Source organism: Kribbella albertanoniae, assembly GCF_004348455.1.
GTDB lineage: Bacteria > Actinomycetota > Actinomycetes > Propionibacteriales > Kribbellaceae > Kribbella > Kribbella albertanoniae.
This window is the reverse complement of the sequence record NZ_SMKA01000178.1, coordinates 1-19,475: the sequence shown is the minus strand read 5'-3', so window position 1 is coordinate 19,475 and position 19,475 is coordinate 1. Positions and strand designations below refer to the sequence as shown.

General features: G+C 66.9%; 18 protein-coding genes and 2 tRNA genes. 14 read left to right on the top strand and 6 right to left on the bottom strand.

Annotated features, from left to right (window positions below; genetic code table 11):
• Positions 1–94: 94 nt before the first annotated feature.
• From dnaA to E1261_RS29770, 7 genes are all read left to right on the top strand, one after another.
• Positions 95–1,690 (top strand): chromosomal replication initiator protein DnaA, encoded by a 1,596-nt coding sequence (gene dnaA, locus E1261_RS29800; protein ID WP_132412371.1) that lies wholly within the window; start codon positions 95–97, stop codon positions 1,688–1,690.
• Between the two features lie 456 nt (positions 1,691–2,146).
• Positions 2,147–3,292: a DNA polymerase III subunit beta gene (gene dnaN / locus E1261_RS29795; protein ID WP_132412369.1), complete on the top strand. Its 1,146-nt coding sequence runs from the start codon at positions 2,147–2,149 to the stop codon at positions 3,290–3,292.
• Between the two features lie 26 nt (positions 3,293–3,318).
• On the top strand, positions 3,319–4,242 hold the full coding sequence (gnd, locus tag E1261_RS29790; RefSeq protein WP_132412367.1) for a phosphogluconate dehydrogenase (NAD(+)-dependent, decarboxylating): 924 nt from the start codon (positions 3,319–3,321) through the stop codon (positions 4,240–4,242).
• A 1-nt stretch (position 4,243) separates the two neighbouring features.
• On the top strand, positions 4,244–5,383 hold the full coding sequence (gene recF, locus E1261_RS29785; protein WP_132412365.1) for a DNA replication/repair protein RecF: 1,140 nt from the start codon (positions 4,244–4,246) through the stop codon (positions 5,381–5,383).
• Positions 5,384–5,483: 100 nt separating this feature from the next.
• On the top strand, positions 5,484–5,963 hold the full coding sequence (locus E1261_RS29780; protein WP_238176513.1) for a DciA family protein: 480 nt from the start codon (positions 5,484–5,486) through the stop codon (positions 5,961–5,963).
• 52 nt (positions 5,964–6,015) lie between these two features.
• Positions 6,016–6,540 carry a hypothetical protein gene (locus E1261_RS29775; protein ID WP_132412361.1) on the top strand — a complete coding sequence of 175 codons (525 nt, stop codon included), beginning with the start codon at positions 6,016–6,018 and terminating at the stop codon, positions 6,538–6,540.
• Positions 6,541–6,572: 32 nt separating this feature from the next.
• Positions 6,573–7,886 (top strand): hypothetical protein, encoded by a 1,314-nt coding sequence (locus E1261_RS29770; RefSeq protein ID WP_132412359.1) that lies wholly within the window; start codon positions 6,573–6,575, stop codon positions 7,884–7,886.
• A 10-nt stretch (positions 7,887–7,896) separates the two neighbouring features.
• Here E1261_RS29770 and E1261_RS29765 read toward each other — a convergent pair whose 3' ends face one another.
• The 3 genes from E1261_RS29765 to E1261_RS29755 are packed head-to-tail and all read right to left on the bottom strand — an operon-like array spanning position 7,897 to position 9,685.
• Positions 7,897–8,454 carry a hypothetical protein gene (locus E1261_RS29765; RefSeq protein WP_132412357.1) on the bottom strand — a complete coding sequence of 186 codons (558 nt, stop codon included), beginning with the start codon at positions 8,452–8,454 and terminating at the stop codon, positions 7,897–7,899.
• Positions 8,451–9,050: a hypothetical protein gene (locus tag E1261_RS29760; RefSeq protein ID WP_132412355.1), complete on the bottom strand. Its 600-nt coding sequence runs from the start codon at positions 9,048–9,050 to the stop codon at positions 8,451–8,453. Before E1261_RS29760 ends, E1261_RS29765 begins: the two co-directional genes overlap by 4 nt.
• Before the next feature lie 2 nt (positions 9,051–9,052).
• Positions 9,053–9,685, bottom strand: a complete 633-nt coding sequence (locus E1261_RS29755; protein WP_132412353.1) for a hypothetical protein — start codon at positions 9,683–9,685, stop codon at positions 9,053–9,055.
• 289 nt (positions 9,686–9,974) lie between these two features.
• Between E1261_RS29755 and gyrB the strand changes: the two genes are divergently transcribed.
• The 6 genes from gyrB to E1261_RS29730 all read left to right on the top strand — a co-directional run bounded on the left by gyrB (position 9,975) and on the right by E1261_RS29730 (position 16,195).
• On the top strand, positions 9,975–12,056 hold the full coding sequence (gene gyrB / locus E1261_RS29750) for a DNA topoisomerase (ATP-hydrolyzing) subunit B (protein WP_420814036.1): 2,082 nt from the start codon (positions 9,975–9,977) through the stop codon (positions 12,054–12,056).
• Between the two features lie 90 nt (positions 12,057–12,146).
• Positions 12,147–14,840, top strand: a complete 2,694-nt coding sequence (gyrA, locus tag E1261_RS29745; RefSeq protein WP_132412349.1) for a DNA gyrase subunit A — start codon at positions 12,147–12,149, stop codon at positions 14,838–14,840.
• Positions 14,840–15,772: a DUF3566 domain-containing protein gene (locus E1261_RS46530; protein ID WP_132412347.1), complete on the top strand. Its 933-nt coding sequence runs from the start codon at positions 14,840–14,842 to the stop codon at positions 15,770–15,772. Before gyrA ends, E1261_RS46530 begins: the two co-directional genes overlap by 1 nt.
• Before the next feature lie 96 nt (positions 15,773–15,868).
• Positions 15,869–15,945: transfer RNA gene (locus E1261_RS29735), tRNA-Ile, on the top strand.
• 33 nt (positions 15,946–15,978) lie between these two features.
• Positions 15,979–16,110, top strand: a complete 132-nt coding sequence (locus E1261_RS46525; protein WP_238176512.1) for a DLW-39 family protein — start codon at positions 15,979–15,981, stop codon at positions 16,108–16,110.
• A gap of 12 nt (positions 16,111–16,122) precedes the next feature.
• Positions 16,123–16,195: transfer RNA gene (locus E1261_RS29730), tRNA-Ala, on the top strand.
• A gap of 165 nt (positions 16,196–16,360) precedes the next feature.
• Here E1261_RS29730 and E1261_RS29725 read toward each other — a convergent pair.
• The 3 genes from E1261_RS29725 to E1261_RS29715 all read right to left on the bottom strand — a co-directional run bounded on the left by E1261_RS29725 (position 16,361) and on the right by E1261_RS29715 (position 18,313).
• Entirely contained in the window at positions 16,361–17,026 is a 666-nt protein-coding gene (locus E1261_RS29725; protein WP_132412345.1) for a DUF4241 domain-containing protein, read from the bottom strand.
• A 125-nt stretch (positions 17,027–17,151) separates the two neighbouring features.
• On the bottom strand, positions 17,152–17,841 hold the full coding sequence (locus E1261_RS29720) for a type 1 glutamine amidotransferase family protein (RefSeq protein ID WP_132412343.1): 690 nt from the start codon (positions 17,839–17,841) through the stop codon (positions 17,152–17,154).
• Positions 17,842–17,845: 4 nt separating this feature from the next.
• Complete coding sequence (locus tag E1261_RS29715; RefSeq protein WP_202875142.1) at positions 17,846–18,313, bottom strand: NUDIX hydrolase; 468 nt, start codon at positions 18,311–18,313, stop codon at positions 17,846–17,848.
• Between the two features lie 409 nt (positions 18,314–18,722).
• Between E1261_RS29715 and E1261_RS47160 the strand changes: the two genes are divergently transcribed.
• A complete protein-coding gene (locus tag E1261_RS47160) occupies positions 18,723–19,472 on the top strand; it encodes a GNAT family N-acetyltransferase (RefSeq protein WP_132412339.1) in 750 nt (249 codons plus the stop codon).
• Positions 19,473–19,475 lie beyond the last annotated feature (3 nt).

Here is a 19,475-nt window from a genome sequence, read left to right as displayed (position 1 = left end):
AAAAAACCACACCCCAGCACCCCCAGTCGCAGCACCCCAGATCGCGGCGCCCCGCGTCGAGGCACCCGTTCCCGTCGAAGCGGCTGCACCCGTGATGGATCTCGGCGATGCCTGGACCCGGGTGCTGGCCGGCCTGCCGCCGAACCAGCGCGCCTGGCTGACCAACTCGCGCCCGGTCACCCTGCACGAAAGCACTGCGATCGTCGCAGTGCCCGACGACTTCACTCGCGGCCAGCTCGAGACCCGGCTGCGGCCCGATCTCGAGCGGATCCTGTCCGAGAGCTTCGGCCGGGACATCCGGATCGCCGTCACCGTCGACCCGTCCCTCGACCCCGAGCTGCAGCCGCAGGCACCGCCCGCGCCGGTGGTTCGCGAGCCGCTACGGACCGAGGGTTCCTACCAGCCGACCATCCAGTCCGCGCTGACCGATCCCGATCAGGGCCCCCAGCACTACGCCCAGCCGACCCAACAGCCGCGCCAGGATCTGGCACCGTCGTACGAGCAGCAGCAGCCTGCTGCCCAGCAGTACGCCCCGCAGCCGAACCAGCCGTTCGCGCAGCAAGCTCAGCAGCCGTTCGGTCACCAGTCCGGTCCTGACAGTCGGCCGCCAGGTGCACCCGCGCCGGCCCAGCCGGCCACCGAGGCTCAGGGCGAGGCGCGGCTGAATCCGAAGTACACCTTCGAGACCTTCGTCATCGGCAGCTCGAACCGGTTCGCCCACGCGGCCGCCGTGGCTGTCGCCGAGGCACCGGGCAAGGCGTACAACCCGCAGCTGATCTACGGCGACTCCGGTCTGGGCAAGACGCACCTCTTGCACGCGATCGGTCACTACGTCCGCAGCCTCTACACCGGGGCCCGCGTCCGGTACGTGTCGAGTGAAGAGTTCACCAACGACTTCATCAACGCGATCCGCGACGACAAGGCGTCCCAGTTCCAGCGCCGGTACCGCGATGTCGACGTACTGCTGATCGACGACATCCAGTTCCTTGAGGGGAAGATCCAGACCCAGGAGGAGTTCTTCCACACCTTCAACACACTGCACAACGCGAACAAGCAGATCGTGATCAGCTCCGACCGGGCGCCGAAACGCCTGGAGGCGCTGGAGGACCGGCTGCGCAACCGGTTCGAGTGGGGGCTGATCACCGACATCCAGCCGCCCGACCTCGAGACCCGGATCGCGATCCTGCGGAAGAAGGCGGCCACCGAGCGGCTGACCGCGCCGCCCGAGGTGCTCGAGTTCATCGCGTCGAAGGTGCAGACCAACATCCGTGAGCTCGAGGGCGCACTGATCCGGGTTACGGCGTTCGCCAGCCTGAACCGGCAGCCGGTGGATCTGAGCCTGGCCGAGATCGTGCTGAAGGACCTGATCCCCGAAGGCAGCAAGCCCGAGGTGACGGCGAGCATGATCATGGGCCAGACCGCGTCGTACTTCGGTCTGTCGATCGACGACCTGTGCGGATCGAGCCGGAGCCGGGTGCTGGTCACCGCGCGGCAGATCGCGATGTATCTGTGCCGTGAGCTGACGGACCTGTCGCTGCCGAAGATCGGTCAGCAGTTCGGCGGCCGCGACCACACGACCGTGATGCATGCCGAGCGGAAGATCCGCCAACTCATGTCGGAGCGCCGCTCTGTCTTCAACCAGGTGACCGAGCTGACGAACCGGATCAAGCACCAGGCAAAGCAGCAATAACGACCACACAGGCTGGGGACACAGCTGTGGAAAACTGTGGGTGAAGCAGTGGATACCTCGCTGTGTGTTGTGGACGCCCTGTGGGGACAGAAAAGTTCATCCACGGCCGTACACAGACGAAGCGGTGGCCGTCCACACGGCGTACACAGGCCAATTCGGTCTCTGACCTGCGAAGTCTCGGGTTTCCCACAGAATCCACAGGTGCTAAGAATCCTATGGAACCTGTAGAGGAATCTGAGTCCACAAATTGAACGAACGGCCCAACCTGGGGAAAACCTCGTCTCGCATCGATTGCCCGGACCTGTCAGGCTGGGGTCCCTGCACCACCAGCAGGACCCCTCAGTAGATGCAGACGCGACCCGCCCGAGAGCGCCACGTCATCCCCGATGGGCAAACACCACCCGTGTCCGTGGCAGGATCTGCCTGGCACCCAGCCGAATCAGGAGGCACCCCGCGGTGAAGTTTCGCGTCGAGCGCGACGTACTGGCCGAGTCGGTGGCCTGGGCCGCGCGCAGCTTGCCCAGCCGTCCGAGCGTTCCGATCCTTGCCGGCCTGCTGGTCGAGGCCGAGGAAGGACAGATCACCCTGTCCGGCTTCGACTACGAGACCTCGGTCCGCGTCACCGTGCCCGCACAGGTGGCCGACGCCGGCAAGTGCCTGATCTCCGGGCGGCTCGTTGCCGACATCTCCAAGAGTCTTCCGAACCAGCCGGTGGACTTCGCTGTGGACGGCGCCAAGGCACAGGTCACCTGTGGCAGCTCGCGGTTCACGCTCCAGACGCTTCCCACAGAGGAATATCCGGCTTTGCCGGACCTTCCGGCGGCCAGCGGCACCATCAAGGCCGACGTCTTCGCCCAGGCCGTCTCGCAGGTGGTCACTGCGGCCGGCCGTGAAGACACTCTCCCGGTGCTGACCGGTGTGCGGGTCGAGATCGAGGGATCCACGATCTCGCTGCTCGCGACCGACCGCTACCGGCTGGCGATCCGTGAGCTCCAGTGGAACCCCGAGTCCCCCGATGCTTCGGCTGCTGCGCTGGTTCCGGCCCGCGTCCTGTCCGAGACCGCGAAGGCGATGACCGGATCCGACGTCACGGTCTCGCTCGCTGCGCCCGGGACGGGTGACGGCATCGTCGGCTTCGAGGGCGAGGTCTCCGGTGGCAACCGCCGGGCCACCACCCGGTTGCTCGACGGCGAGTTCCCGAAGGTCCGCGGCATCATCCCGACCGACGCCGCGATCCAGACCCGCGTCCGGATCGAGACCGCCGTACTGGTCGAGGCCGTCAAACGCGTCGCCCTGGTCGCAGAGCGGAACGCACCGGTCCGGCTGACGTTCGCCGAGGACACCGTGACGCTCGACGCCGGGAGCGGTGACGAGGCGCAGGCTTCGGAATCCATCGAGGCCCGCGTCGTCGGTGATCCGGTCACGGTCGGCTTCAACCCGACGTACCTGCTCGACGGCCTCGGCGCGATCGGTACGCCGGTCGCCCACCTGGCCTTCACCCAGGCCACCAAGCCGGCCGAGCTGACCGGCGTGCGAGACTTCGACGGTGACCCGATCAGCGAGTTCCGGTACGTGCTGATGCCGGTCCGCCTGAACAGCTGAACGCCAACAGAACAAGGGGATTCACGATGGAGCTCGGCCTTGTCGGTCTCGGCAAGATGGGCGGCAACATGCGCCAGCGGATCCGCAACGCCGGCCACACCGTGGTCGGCTTCGACCACAACCAGGAGATCTCCGACGCCAAGGACCTGGCCGACATGGTCGGGAAGCTGACCGCGACGGACCAGCCGAAGGTCGTCTGGGTGATGGTCCCGGTGCAGGCGATCGACCCGGTCGTCACCGAGCTCGCCGAGCTGCTGTCGCCCGGCGACATCGTGATCGACGGCGGCAACAGCCGCTGGACCGATGACACCCGGCGGGCCGCGCAGCTCGCCGAGAAGGACATCAAGTTCGTCGACTGTGGTGTCTCCGGCGGCGTCTGGGGCCTGGAGAACGGCTACGCCCTGATGTGCGGCGGCGAGAAGGACACCGTCGCCACGGTGATGCCGATCTTCGAGGCGCTCAAGCCCGAGGGCGAGTTCGGTTTCGTGCACGCCGGCAAGGTCGGCGCGGGCCACTTCTCGAAGATGGTCCACAACGGCATCGAGTACGGCATCATGCAGGCGTACGCCGAAGGCTACGAGCTGCTCGAGGCCGCGGATGTCGTCGACAACGTGCCGGAGGCGTTCCGCTCCTGGCGCGAGGGCACCGTGATCCGCTCCTGGCTGCTCGACCTGCTGGTCAACGCGCTCGAGGACGACACCCACCTGGAGAAGATCCGCGGGTACGCCGATGACTCCGGGGAAGGGCGCTGGACCGTCGAGGCCGCGATCGACCACGCCGTACCGGTGCCGGCCATCGCGGCGGCGCTGTTCGCGCGATTCGCGTCCCGGCAGGACGACTCGCCGGCGATGAAGGCGATCGCCGCGATGCGCAACCAGTTCGGTGGGCACGCCGTCAAGGACGCCGACGCGGCCGACCCGTCGTACGCGACACCGCCGATCAAGCACTGAGGTGTATGTCACCGCCCTGGGTCTCGTCGACTTCCGGTCCTACCAGCAGGCGGAGGTCGAGCTCGCTCCGGGCGTGACGGCCTTCGTCGGGCCCAACGGGCACGGCAAGACCAACCTGGTCGAGGCGATCCACTACACCGCGACCCTCGGTTCGCACCGGGTGGCCACTGACGCACCGCTGGTGCGGGCCGGTGCCACCCGCGCGATCGTGCGGACCGAGGTCCGCAGCCAGTACGACCGCGACGTCGTGGTCGAGCTGGAAATCAATCCTGGGAAGGCAAACCGGGCCCGGATCAACCGTTCGCCGGTCCCCCGGCCGCGGGAAGTGCTCGGACTGCTCCGGACGGTGCTGTTCGCTCCGGAGGACCTTGCGCTGGTCAAGGGTGATCCGTCGGAACGGCGGCGCTTCCTGGACGAGCTGCTGACACTGCGCGCACCGCGGATGGCCGGCGTACGGGCTGACTACGACCGGGTGCTGAAGCAGCGGAACTCGTTGCTCCGCAGCGCTTCCCAGGCTCGTCGGCAGAACCGGACCAGTGCCGCCGAGGGGCAGCTGCGCACGCTCGAGGTGTGGGACTCGAACCTCGCCCGCACCGGCGCCGAGTTGCTGGCGACGCGGTTGGAGCTGCTGGAAGCCCTGCGTCCGTTGACGGCTGACGCGTACGACGCAGTTGCCCGAGGCAAGGGTGATGCGCGGCTCGAGTACAAGTCGTCGGTTCCGCTCGAACCCGGTGTCACGTCCCGCGAGCAGCTGGCCGAGGTCATCCTCGCCACCGTTCACGAGAAGCGTCAGGACGAGCTCGATCGCGGGGTGTCGCTGGTCGGCCCGCACCGCGACGACGTCGTACTGGGTCTTGGGGACTTGCCTGCGAAGGGGTATGCGAGTCACGGTGAGTCCTGGTCGTACGCACTCGCGCTGCGACTGGCGTCGTACGAGCTGCTGCGAGCGGATGGGGGTGAGCCGGTGCTGATCCTCGACGACGTGTTCGCCGAGCTCGACACCAGTCGCCGCGACCGCCTGGCCGAGCTCGTGGCCCCGGCCGAGCAGGTGCTGGTGACGGCCGCAGTGGGCGCGGACGTGCCTGCTGAGCTCAGTGGAGTCCGCTTCGACGTGGGCGACGGGGCCGTCACTCGTGCCTGAATCCCGGGACTCCGCAGCGAGCGACCCTGAGAATGATTCAGGGAGCGAGGTCGCTCCGGAGTTGCCGGAGGATGAGGAGCACGACAAGCAGGGATTGGACTTGGCGAAGTCCCTGGCTGGCCGGCTCAAGCAGCAGGCGGCGAACGGCGGGTTCAAGCCGGTCAAGCGCCGCCGCCGACCCCGGATCGACGGCGCGCAGGTCAGTGGCGCCCGCCCCGACGACCGCGATCCGCAGAAGCTCACCAACACTCTCGGCCGGCTGATGCGCGACCAGGGCTGGGAGGTGGACGTCGCCGTACACGGTGTGATGGCGCGCTGGCCGTCCATCGTCGGGCCCGAAACCGCCCAGCACTGCACGCCGGAGTCCTACGAGAACAACATCCTGACCGTCCGGACCTCGTCCACCGCCTGGGCCACCCAGCTCAAGCTCCTCGCCCCCGACCTCGTCCGCCGCCTCAACGCCGAACTAGGCGACGGCACCGTCACCGCCGTCAACGTCCAGGGCCCGCACGCCCCCAGCTGGCGCCGAGGCCCCCGCACCGTCCGCGGCGGCCGAGGCCCCCGCGACACCTACGGCTGACAGCTCACCATCTGTGATCGAGATGTCATTCACTGTGATTATCGTGGTTGACATGCGAAGACTTCTGGCTGCCGCGGTCGCGCTCGGCGTACTCACCACGCAGTTGACGTCGGCGGTCCCTGCGACCGCGGCGCCGGGCGGTCGCGATTGCAAGACAGTCTCCGGCACCGCCAACCTGCTGGTCGGCAAGGTTCCCAAGCGGGTCGGCACCTACACCCACACCGTCCACTTCTGCTGGGGCTGGGGGGCGAATCCGGCCGACTACTGGATGCTCTCGGCCAAGCGGTCCACCAGCTGGAAGGTCATGGCGGACGACAAGACGTGTTCCATGGACTTCTTCGCGCAGTGGGACGGTGACCCTCGCAAGGGGCACGACCAGTTCAAGCGGGTGTCGACCAAGATGTGGGAGTCGTCGATGGGGTACGACTTCAAGCGGAACTACTTCAGGACGATCTACGACGACGACTACGACTGCGACTTCAGGTACCAGGGGCAGCTGGTGTGGCGGCCTCGGGTGATCATCCAGTTGAAGCCGAAGCCGCACGTCCGGGCTGAACCGGTGTTCCCGAACGAGTAGACGGCCCCGCGGATGCCCTAGGATCTTGCGCGATGCGCACCCTGGTCGATGGCTTCCGCGAGATGGTCCAGCTGGTCGGAGACACGTTCCGGCTCTGGTGGCGGAACCTGCTGCCTCTGACCACCTGGTGGTTGGTGGGTTATGCGGGCTTCAAGGCCTGTACGCGGGCCGCCATCTGGCTGGACGAGCATGCGCACGGCAATCTGGGTGTCGGGGTCTTCGCGGTCGGCGTACTGATCCAGATCACCGCGTCGATCGGCATGATCCGGACCTGTGCGAGTTCGCTGTACCGCTGGCGTGACGCCGCCCGGAACAAGGCCGAGGAGACCTCGGACCCGACGCAGCAGGGCTTCATGGAGCTGGTCGCGCTGACGCTGCTGCCGCTGGTCGCCGTGTGGTCGGCCTGGGGTTTTCTCGAGGATCAGGTCCAGCAACTGTCGGCCAGCAACAGCGTGGAGCGTGGTCTGCAGGCGGGCGCGTCGTTCTTCGAGCTGAACAACGGCGCCTGGCACAAGTACCTGCCGGCGATCTTCATCCTGCTGGTACTGCGAAGAGTCCTGCAGGGGGTCGACGACAGGTGGCCGAGCCGGCCGGTCAAGTTCGTCCAGGTGTGGGCAGAATCGTTCTTCCTGCTGCTGACCGTGGTCGTGTCGACGTATGCGATCAACGACGCCAAGGACTGGTTCAAGGACCGTAGCTTCTGGTACTGGTCCGTCGACTGGTGGGACGCGTGGAAGGGCTTCTGGGAAGGCATCAACATCCCGCTGCCCGCCGGGATCGAGTTCCTCTGGGGATTCGCCTGGGAGACGCTCTGGCCGCTGTTCAAGCTGGGCGTTGCCGAGCCGTTGACCTGGCTGGCGATCACGACCGTCGTGTTCGGTCACCGGGTGCTGTCCAGCCATGGTGTTCTGACCGGGACCAGGTTGGAGCGACGGCTGGGTGGACGAGTCGCCGCGGACGCACCGCAGCCGAACCGCTTCGTCGCGCTGACCAACAAGGCGCCGGATCTCGTCCTGGGCGGGTTCCGGGAGAAGTTCTACCCGACGCTGAACGCGTTCCGGCTGCTGGTCCGGGTCGGTCCGGTCTTCCTCGGCGTGGTCTGCATGCTCTACACGGTCTGGCTGCTCGGTGATGCCTGGCTGTTCGTGCTGATCCAGCGCGCGATCGGGATCCACGGCCAGCGCTGGGGTCTGATGAACCACGAGATCGCGGACCTGATCCGGAGCCTGATCTTCGAGCCGATCCGGATCGCCTTGCTGGCTGCCGCGTTCGACCTCTGCATCTCGGTCGGCAGCGAACGCCGTGCGGAAGCGGCGGCCGCGGCCAAGGAGCCCGCGACCGCCTGAAGTACCGCGGTCAGAGCGTGATCATGAACCGCTCGTACTCGTCGCGGTTGGTGACCACGACACCCTGCAGGTGCTGCACAGCCTCCTGCGGTACGACGAAGATCTGCGCGATCTTGCTGGCCTTGTTCCGGGTGACCGGGCGGTCGTCGTCCGAGCAGTCCGTCGGCAGGACGAACTCGTAGGCACTGGTCGTCGACCATTGATTCCCGCGGTCGTCCCGGAGCGCCGCGGAACAGAGGAAACCGCCGTCCTTCAGCCGGAGCCCGTCGAGCGGTGTGACCCGCAGTTGGGCCACGACGATGACGGCACCGGCCGGACGGTCGACCTTGATCTCTTTACCGTCGGTGTTGACCAGCCGGGTGTAGACGGTCAGCGAGTCCAGTTGCCAGCTGACCTTGCCGACCGTGACCGGACCCTTGGCGACCACCTGGTTGATCGCGCCGTCGTTGAAGTTCTGCTCAGGGTCGCCGAGATAGGTCTTCAGCATCAGGAAGCAGCTGGTGGCCAGCAGGACCAGCAGCAACGAGATCTGCGCCGCCAGCCGGGCGGCCCGGTTCGCGCCCGTCATGACGCCACCCGGGTCTGCCGCTCGGGGAGCACATACTGCTCGACGGCACCGTCGACGAGTCGCTGGGCGCTCTCCTCGCCGGGGATACCGAGGTCGACCGACACCATCCGGTTCAGCACGTTCCACAGTTGGCCCGTCCGGACCTGAAGTGTGAGGCCCTTGAGCTCGGCCGGATCCACCTCGAACACGATCCCGCCGGAGACCGTGAAGCCGGACGCGCCGAACTCGAGACCGGAGTACGTGAAGGGAACCGGGTTGAAGACGACGCCGCCGTCCGAGACCAGGGTGGGCTGCGGGTTGTCCGGTTTGTCCACACCCGGGGTGGTCTCCCACTCCAGCGCGACGTAGACGCCGTTCGTCTCGATCGGCTTCTTGTCGGACGTCGAGTTCGCATCCAGCACCGACTTGGCCAGCTGCATCCGGACGACTGTGATCGTCGCCTCCTTGCCGAACTCGAGCGGCTGACCGATCGTCCCGTCGCTGACCATCATGTTCGGCTCGTCGAACACCTGGTCCGGCGTCGCGAGCCGGGTCAGGCCGCCGATCAGCACGAACAGGATGCCGACAAGGATGGTGGCGGGGCGGTAGAGCTTCACTCCTAGTTCTCCTCGTCCTTGACGACGACGGTCGGCTTCAGCCGGACGACTGCTGCTGCCTTCGGCTGGTGCCAGTACGGGTCCTCGTTCGCGCCCATCAGCCCGTCGTCGGAGATGTATTGCTCACCGAGGACGCCTACCTCGATCTGGTCCGCGGTGAAGTCGGGCTCGATCTCGAACTTGGTGAAGCAGCTGTCCGGCGGCAGGCCGTACACGATCACCCAGCTCGACTCGCCGCGGCAACTGGCGCCGTTGGACCGCACCAGCTCCTTGCCGCCGCCCGGGACCATCCGCAGCACGTCGGGGTCGACCTGGTTGCTCTTGTGTTCCTCGGTGTCGATGTTGCGGACGTCGAAGTAGACCCGCAGCTCGGCCTTGGCGGCGGAGTACTCGCCCTTCGGCGTCCGGATGATCTCGGCCTTGCTGAAGCTGAACTCCCAGCGGCCGGCCGCCACCGTGGCCGGGGCGTCGTACGTCGGGACCGCGCGACCGACCCGCTGCTTCCACCCGCCGGTGACCAGCACTACCAGGGCCAGTACGACGACAACGCCGATGACGATCAGCCAGGTCCGCCGGTGCCGGCGGATCACCCGGTCGGCGATCAGGTCGTCGATAACGTCGTCGAGACTCTCCACGGCAGCGATCCTAAGGGGCGCCGGGTGCGCGCGGGGCGGTCTGGACCGGTCCGCGGCCAGGTCGCCGTACCGAGTCAGTGGTGAAACGACCGGAGGCCACTGAGCGCCCGTGAGCGCTTTCCGGCCCCCCACCCGCGAGAGGGGACATGGCGAGGAGGGCGAAAAGACGCCCTGAGGTGAGTTTCGGGCGGCTGGTGGCAGGTTCTGCTTCGGTCGACGGGTAAGATAGACCCAGTACGACGAGCCCTGCCCCTGACAACACTGTAGTGGCGGCTTCCATTGTGCCGCGATGCCTCGCGAACGCGGGGTCCGAGGAGGACAACAGCCGGTGACCGACGAGCCGACCGAGATCGACGAAACAACGTCCGCAGACAGCACCGGCATCGAAGAACCAGCACTGCTGACCGAGATCCAGTCCAGCGTCGTCGAGAAGACGTACGACGCGAGTGCGATCCAGGTCCTCGAAGGGCTCGACGCAGTCCGCAAACGGCCCGGTATGTATATCGGATCGACCGGTGAGCGGGGTCTGCACCACCTGGTCTACGAGGTGGTCGACAACGCGGTGGACGAGGCGCTGGCCGGCTTCTGCGACAAGATCGTCGTCACCCTGCTCCCCGACGGCGGTGTCCGGGTCGTGGACAACGGCCGCGGTATCCCGGTCGACATCGTCGAGTCCGAGGGCAAGCCGGCCGTCACGGTCGTGCTCACCGTCCTGCACGCCGGCGGCAAGTTCGGCGGCGGCGGGTACAAGGTCTCCGGTGGTCTGCACGGTGTTGGTGTCTCGGTCGTGAACGCGCTGTCCAGCCGGCTCCAGGTGGATGTGCGCAAGAACGACAAGATCTACACGCAGTCCTTCACCATCGGTGTTCCGGACGCGGACCTGGCCGAGGTCGGGACGTCGGACTCCAACGGCACCACGATCACCTTCTGGCCGAGCCCGGACGTCTTCGAGACCACGGTGTACTCCTACGAGACACTGACCACCCGCTTCCGTGAGTACGCGTTCCTGAACAAGGGCCTCGAGCTGGTCATCCGCGACGAGCGGCCGGACCACACCGAGGACGGTCAGCCGGTCGAGCAGTCGTTCAAGTACGACGAGGGCCTGGTCGACTATGTGAAGTACCTGACCGGTATCCGCGAGACCGTGCACCGCGACGTGATCGCGTTCGAGGCGGCCCAGGGCGACGACTCGCTGAGCCTCGAGGTCGCGATGCAGTGGAGCGGCTCGTACCAGGAGTCGGTGCACACCTTCGCGAACACGATCAACACCCACGAGGGTGGGACGCACGAAGAGGGCTTCCGGGCCGCGCTCACCTCGCTGGTCAACTCGTTCGCCGAGGACCAGGGCATGATCAAGAAGAAGGAGGACAGGCTCACCGGTGACGACATCCGGGAAGGCCTGACCGCGATCATCTCGGTCAAGCTGGGCAACCCGCAGTTCGAGGGCCAGACGAAGACCAAGCTCGGCAACACCGAGGTGAAGGGCTTCACCCAGCGGGTCGTGAACGACCGGCTCGGTGCCTGGTTCGAGCAGAACCCGGCCGAGGGCCGCGACATCATCCGCAAGGCCACCGCGGCCGCGAGTGCCCGGATCGCCGCCCGCAAGGCGCGCGAACTGGCCCGTAACCGCAAGGGTCTGCTGGGTGGCGGCGGCCTGCCGGGCAAGCTGTCCGACTGCCAGTCGACCAACCCGGAGGAGTGCGAGGTCTACATCGTCGAGGGTGACTCGGCCGGTGGCTCCGCCAAGGGTGGCCGGGATCCGAAGTACCAGGCGATCCTGCCGATCCGGGGCAAGATCCTGAACGTCGAGAAGGCCCGGATCGACCGCGTCCTGCAGAACAACGAAGTACTGGCGATCATCTCCGCCCTCGGGACCGGTATCCACGAGGACTTCGACGAGGAGAAGCTGCGGTACCACAAGATCGTGCTGATGGCCGACGCGGACGTCGACGGTCAGCACATCCGCACGCTGCTGCTCACGCTGCTGTTCCGGTTCATGCGGCCGCTGATCGAGCGTGGTCACGTCTACGCCGCGCAGCCGCCGCTGTACAAGATCCGGTGGAGCAACCAGACGCCGGAGCTGGCCTACACCGAGCGGGAGAAGGACGGTCTGCTCGAAGCCGGCATCGAGGCGGGCAAGAAGCTGCCGAAGGACAACGCGATCCAGCGCTACAAGGGTCTGGGTGAGATGAACGCCCAGGAGCTGTGGGAGACCACGATGGACCCGGCCAACCGGGTGCTGCTGCAGATCACCCTGGACGACGCGGCCCGGGCCGACGAGACCTTCGCGACCCTGATGGGTGACGACATCGAGGCTCGGCGGAACTTCATCCAGCGCAACGCCAAGGACGTCCGGTTCCTTGACATCTGAGTGTGTGCGGTCCTGCTCCGGCGGGATCGCGGCCACTCCGCGCCGACCTCACCGACGTACGACGTCTGACACGAACGGGACGAGCATCAGATGACCGAGACCCCCATTTCTCCTGGACACGACCGGATCGAGCCGCTCGATCTGCAGACCGAGATGCAGCAGTCGTACCTCGACTACGCGATGGCCGTCATCGTCGGCCGCGCGCTGCCCGAGGTGCGCGACGGCCTCAAGCCGGTGCACCGCCGGATCCTCTACGCCATGTACGACGGCGGCTACCGGCCGGACCGCGGTTTCTCCAAGTGCTCCCGCATCGTCGGTGACGTGATGGGTCAGTACCACCCGCACGGCGACTCCGCGATCTACGACACCCTGGTCCGGCTCGCGCAGCCGTGGGTGATGCGGGCACCGATGATCCAGGGCCAGGGCAACTTCGGTTCGCCGGGTAACGACCCGGCCGCCGCGATGCGGTACACCGAGTGCCGGCTGGCACCGCTGGCGATGGAGATGGTGCGCGACATCGACCAGGAGACGGTCGACTTCCGCCCCAACTACGACGGCCGCTCGCAGGAGCCGGTGATCCTGCCGGCCCGCTTCCCGAACCTGCTGGTGAACGGCTCGGCCGGGATCGCGGTCGGGATGGCGACCCAGATCCCGCCGCACAACCTGCGCGAGGTCGCGGCCGCGGCGCAGTGGTGCCTGGAGAACCCGGACGCCACCCAGGAAGAAGTCCTGGCCGCCTGTATGGAGAACATCAAGGGCCCGGACTTCCCGAACGGCGCCCTGATCGTCGGCTACAAGGGCATCGACGACGCCTACCGCACCGGTCGTGGCTCGGTCACGATGCGCGCGGTGGTCGACATCGAGGAGGACGCCAAGGGCCGGACCAGCCTGGTCGTCAGCCAGCTGCCGTACATGGTCAACCCGGACAACCTGGCGCAGAAGATCGCCGAGCTGGTCAACACCGGCAAGATGACCGGGATCGCCGACATCCGTGACGACACCTCGTCCCGGACCGGCCAGCGCCTGGTGATCGTGCTCAAGCGTGACGCCCAGCCGCGCGTCGTACTGAACAACCTCTACAAGCACACCCAGCTGCAGGACACCTTCGGGTGCAACATGCTGGCGCTGGTCGACGGCGTGCCGCGCACGCTCAGCCTCGACCTGTTCATCACGCACTGGATCGACCACCAGATCGAGGTCATCCAGCGGCGGACGCGGTACCGCCTGCGCGAGGCCGAGAAGAACGCGCACATCTTCCGCGGGTACGTGAAGGCGCTGGACGCGCTGGACGAGGTCATCGCGCTGATCCGCCGCAGCCCGGACGTCGAAGAGGCTCGGCAGGGCCTGATCAGCCTGCTGGAGATCGACGAGATCCAGGCGCAGGCGATCCTGGACATGCAGCTGCGCCGGCTGGCCGCCCTGGAGCGGCAGAAGATCGTCGACCGGCTGCTCGAGCTCGAGGCCGTCATCGCCGACCTCGAGGACATCCTGGCCGACCCGGTCCGGCAGCGGCACATCGTCCGCGACGAGCTGGCCGAGATCACCGAGCGGTACGGCGACGAGCGCCGTACCGAGATCATCGCGGCCGACGGCGACCTGTCCGTGCAGGACCTGGTCCCGGACGAGGACGTCGTGGTCACCATCACCCGCGGCGGTTACGCGAAGCGGACCAAGGCCGACCTGTACCGGACGCAGAACCGCGGCGGTAAGGGTGTCCGCGGTGCGCAACTGCGGGCCGAGGACGAGATCAACCACTTCTTCGCGACCACGAACCACCACTGGATGCTGTTCTTCACCACCAAGGGCCGGGTCTACCGGGCGAAGGTGTGGCAGCTGCCCGAGTCGGCGCGCGACGCCAAGGGTTCGCACGTGGCCGGGCTGCTCTCCTTCCAGCCGGACGAGGACATCGCGCAGGTGCTGACACTGCGCGACTACGAGCAGTCCGACTACCTGGTGCTCGCGACCAAGAAGGGCCTGGTCAAGAAGACGGCACTGACCGACTACGACTCGGCCCGGCAGAGCGGCATCATCGCGGTCAACTTCCGCGAGGACGACGACGAGCTGATCGGCGCCGACGTGGCCAGTGCGGCCGACGACCTGCTGCTGGTCTCGCGCAAGGGTCAGTCGATCCGCTTCACCGCGAACGACGAGCAGCTCCGTCCGATGGGCCGGGCCACGTCCGGTGTCACCGGGATGAAGTTCCGCGCCGGTGACGAGTTGCTGTCGATGTCGGTCATCCGGGCCGGCGACGACGAAGAGGCGCAGTACGTCTTCACCGTCACCGACGCCGGGTACGCCAAGCGGTCGCAGGTCGCGCAGTACCGGACGCAGGGTCGTGGCGGGCTCGGTATCAAGGCAGTCAAGCTGAACGACGAGCGCGGTTCGCTGGTCGGCGCGATCATCGTCGTCGACGAGGACCAGGTGCTGGCGATCAAGGCCAGCGGCCAGGTCGTGCGCAGCCGGGTCGACAGCGTGCCGGTCAAGGGCCGGGACACGATGGGCGTCCGGTTCGCCGGGGTCGGCGAGTCCGACGCCGTCGTCGCGATCGCCCGGAACACCGACCTGACCGTCGAGGGCGCCGAAGAGGTCGAAGGCGCCGCCGAAGGTGTCGTCGAGGGAGCTGAGGGTACCGGGGCGGCTGCGGTGACCACCGATGCCCAGGATGTGGACGCTTCGACAACCGAAACCCCGGTTGGGAGCGTCAGTACTTCTGACGAGCGTTCGACGGATGTGAACGGCACGGCTACCGTCGAAGACGACGAAGCCGGCCAGGAGGGTAACTGATGACCAACCGCGCGAGGCCGACCTGGCCCGAAGGTGCGGACAGCTCCAAGTCTCAGCGCCCGGCGCCGGGCGCGAAGCAGTCCACGCCGGCCACTCCGCCCTCCAACGGTCAATCGGCCAACGGTCGCCCCAGTGGGAACGGCCGGGCTGCTACGCCTCCGCCGAGCACGCAGCGCCCGGCCGCCGAGCTGCGCCCGCAGCAGCAGCGACCGGGCACAGCCGGAGCGCCGGCCCGTCCCGCGCAGCAGCCGCCGGTTCGCACGGGAGGCCAGCCCAGCACCACCCGACCCACTCCGGCACCCAGTACGCCGGGCCGCCCGGAGCCGTGGTCACCCACCGCGACTCCGGCTGCGGGTCAGCCTGGTGACGGCGGATCGTCGTACGGGGTGACTGGGCGCACTTCCGACAAGCCTGGGACGTTCGGCGGCAAGACCGAGTCGTTCGGTGACAAGGTCACTGCGGCCCGTCAGGCCGTCCTCGACAAGGCCGCCGGCATGACCGGCAAGTCGGACAGCGAGAGCGTTGAGCTCGGGGACACCACCAAGGCCTCCGCCAAGGGCCAGACCCGCAAGGCCCGGCTGCGGATGTCCCGGATCGACCCGTGGTCGGTGATGAAGACGGCGTTCCTGCTCTCGATCGCCTTCGGCATCGTCACCTGGGTCGCGGTCTTCATCGTCTGGTCCGCGATCGGCGCCGCCGGCGTCTTCGAGAACATCAACAGCACCGTCACCGAGGTGCTCGGCAACCCGAACACCGAGCCGTTCCGGATCGAGAACTACATCAACACCGGCAAGGTGATGGGTTTCACCACCCTGCTCGCCTGTGCCGATGTGCTGATCATCACGGCCCTGGCCACGCTCGGATCCTTCCTCTACAACATCGCCGCCACGCTGCTCGGCGGCCTCGAAGTCACGCTCGCGTCGGAGGACTGAGCCCTCCCGGCCGGGCCCACCTGGGCTCGGCCGGAACCAGTTTGGGAGACAGGCACCTGGTGCGGTAATCTCTCCCAGGTTCGACCCCGTAGATACGGGCCTATAGCTCAGTTGGTTAGAGCGCTGCCCTGATAAGGCAGAGGTCACTGGTTCAAATCCAGTTAGGCCCACCAGATCGTGAAACCCCCGATCCGAGGAGTCCCGCGGTGCTGAGAAAGATTCTGCTGGTGCTGCTGGCCGGCATCGGTGGATACTTCGCTTACAAGAAGACCCAGCAGTCCCGCGCCGACAAGGACCTCTGGGCCGAGGCCGTCGACCCGGTAACCCCGGGCCGCTGACCACCCCACCACGGGGGCGTAGCTCAACTGGCAGAGCACTGCCTTTGCAAGGCAGGGGTTAGGGGTTCAAGTCCCCTCGTCTCCACGAAGTCGACAGGCGACTCGTGTCCGCGGAAAGCGCGGACCGGGTCGCCTTCGTCATCAGTGCGGCTGCGCTTCGCTTGCCGCGGGCGGGGGCTTCGCCACCCGCACCCCCTACGGCCTCGCTTCGCATCGGCCGGCTGGGGCTGGGCGATGCCGTTGGGGCGGGTCAAGTGCGGTTCGAAGCGGGATCTACCCGACCCGTGCTGTGGTTCAGCAACTCGAGGTCGATCATCACCATTGCGACTCTGTCAGAGGCATCGCGCCCGATTCGGATCGGATAGAAGCCATCGCCCATGCCGCAGCCGATGAATACAGCGGCTGTCCCACCTGACGCGTCGGGAACGGCTGCGAATCCGGCATCGGCGGCTTCGAACAGAGCGGCCTCAACCCGGTCCTCGTCCTCACTGAGCAGCGCGAGCGACTCTCGCTGGGAAGCGTCGTAAAAACAGGCTGTTCCGGCGTCGACACCGACTCCAAGGACCGTGCCATCCGCGCGTTCGTCGAGCCATTCCCACCTAGCGACAGGGGCGTCGCTGATCTTGAGCGTGGCCGCCGTCACGGCACGGCTGTCGCGGTGACTTTCCTCGGTCGAGGGCCAGGCAACGACGGAGAGCAATACGGGATAGGTACCCGGAGCCACTTCGGCGACCACGGGTCGAGCATCTTCGAAGCTGTGAAAGTAGGCCGGATCTACGGCGACGACCCGCCCCGTGGCAAGGTCCAGATGGCAAACCTCGACAACCTCTAGCGTGGAAACGTCCCGCTCGGGCCATCGATGCTGGGCTCCCTGTTCCAGGAGTTCCTCGGCATCCAGCCACTCATCAAAAGACATCTGTCTGTCCCCCCTCCCTGGAGTCGCCTCAAGCTACCAGGCCAGCGTGTGAACGTTCCGGACACGGAGGAGCTCCGCGGAAAGCTGAACGGCAGCGCGGGAGATGCCGATTCGGGGTGTTGGAACTACCAGCCGGCTGGGGAAGTTAGTTGCAGGTTCAAGTGGGTGCCGGCTGAGTGGTGTTGCCATCCGTTGAGTCCGCGAAGGTGGACGTCTCCGGGGCCGTGCACGATCCAGTTCGCTCCATCGCCGACGAGTGCGGCGTCGACGTCGATGCCGATGAGCAGGTCATGGCCGGCCAGGTCGAGGAAGATCGTGCGCCAGGTGTCATTCAGCTCGTTCCAGTGGGCGGCAATGACGGTGTTCGGGAACACACTCAAACCCTCATCAACCTGCCCTGCGGGAGATGCGGGGTAGCGGGCGCCAAGGAGCATCGCGCCACCACTACTTCCGACGTACGGCAGTGAGGTATCGAGGTAGTGCCGCCAGAAGAGTGAGCCACGAAGCGCGGCGACCTGTCCTCTTGGTCCGCCGCCGAGCATGTAGAGGAAGGCAGCGTTCTCTAGGCAGGCAGTCGCGGCCGGGTCGTCGGCGTCGGATCTGCTCAGTAGCGGGACATCGAGGCTGGGCACACCCACACGTGCCAGTCGCTCGGCGGCTCCCCGGCGGTACTCCTCAACAACTGTCGGACCGTGTTCCGCCTGCCCTGCGGCAACGACTGCTGCGTGCCTTCCAGGAACGGCCAGTTCTGCGAAGAGGTCATCACACCACGGTGCCCAGTCACCGGTTCCGAACAGCACGAATCGTCGATCCATGCTGTTAGGCGTTGTTGGCTAGTAGGTCGGTCAATGGGGATCTGATGTCGACGGGGTAGAGGCCTAGGTTGTCGAATTCGGTGGGGGCGGCCCAGATCAGCTCGGAGATGTTGTGTGGGGTTTGGGCGCCGGCTTCGGCGTCGGACATGTGTGGGGTGCCGGTGACTTCGGTCATTAGGTAGTACGACGCGGGGCGGCCGTTGTGGTGGCCGGTCCATAGGAGGCGGTCGATCTGGGCGGTGAGGGTGGTCTCTTCGTTCAGTTCGCGGATGGCTGTTGTTTCGGGGGTTTCGCCTTCCTCGACCTGGCCGCCGGGCAGTACGGCGTAGTGGTGGCCGGGGCAGTCTGGGCTGGTCCACTTGGCGGCCTCGCACATGACGCAGGCGCTGGCTGAGTTGTGGCGCAGGTAGCGCTTGATCACCAGGGCGCGGGGACCGTCGACGACTACAGCGGCTGCTCTTGGGATCGGCATGGAGGGGAGCCTGCCAGGGGGATCCGACAGAAACGCGATCATCCGACGGACAGGACGTATAGGTGTGCTGGATGTTGTCGTCAGGCTGAGCGGCGGCCGATCGGGGGCCCGGGGGACGTATACGTCCTGTCGGTCGGGCGGCGGCGTCGGCAAGAACACGTAGTAGTACCCCTGAGCGGCATTGCCGATTGCCGCCCACGCTCAGCAGGTGCCCGAAGCTGGGACCACTACGTGTCGTTGGCGTCGCCGGGCGCCCACCACGGCAGACGCTCCACGACTACCGCTCACCGTGAGTGGTTGCACGGACGAGTGGCTGCGGTTGGGACGTGGGCCGGGCGGTGTGATCTGCCGAAGGAGGACGGGGAGCTACTCCGTGGTGTGCGGGGTGTCGGGGTGAATCATCATCCGGATGCTGTTCCGGCCCGCGCGAGTGAACCCGCTGTGGCCCGCGCGCAGGCGGGTTGCTGGGGGGTTGCCTGTGGAGATTTTCGATGGGCAACCCCTCAGGCGAAGGGATATCCCCGCGGGTGGAGCCGGAGTTCTGCGACGCCTCATCGGCAGCACCCCAATCATCGTTGCTTGCCCCTACCTCCAGAGGCGTTTGTCATTCGGAAGATCGGTGGCGTGGGAGAAAGTCCTTGGCTGGGCTGATGGGCGGGCAACTATCGTCGGGCGGGTGATCATCCGGTCTGTTCGGGAGAGCGATGTCGAGAGCCTTCATGCCGGGCGGCTGTGTGGGATCACGCTCGACGAGACTGCCGGGTTGGTGAGGTCGGCGGTTGAGGCGGAAGGCGGTTGTGAGTATCGCTTTCTGGTTGCGGTTGAGGAGGGCGGGGGCGTGCTGGGGATGACCACGGTGCGCCGCTTGGAGCATCGGATGTGCCGGCATCGGGCGGAGTTGGGTGGGTTCGTGATTCTTCCCGAGGCCCGTGGGACCGGGCTTGCTCGGCGGATCGTGGGTGTTGCGGGCGATTGGGCGCGGGAGTTGGGGTGCTCCGTGCTTGAGGTGAGTTGTCGGGGTGGGACTCGGGCTGAGGCGGCGTACGTGGGGCTTGGGTTTCAGGTGTGGGGGCGGCTGCCTGGTGGGTTCCACGATCGCGGTGGTGTGGTTTTCGACGAGGTCCGGTTGTGGATGGCGCTTTCGGCGGAGGCTGTCTAGTGC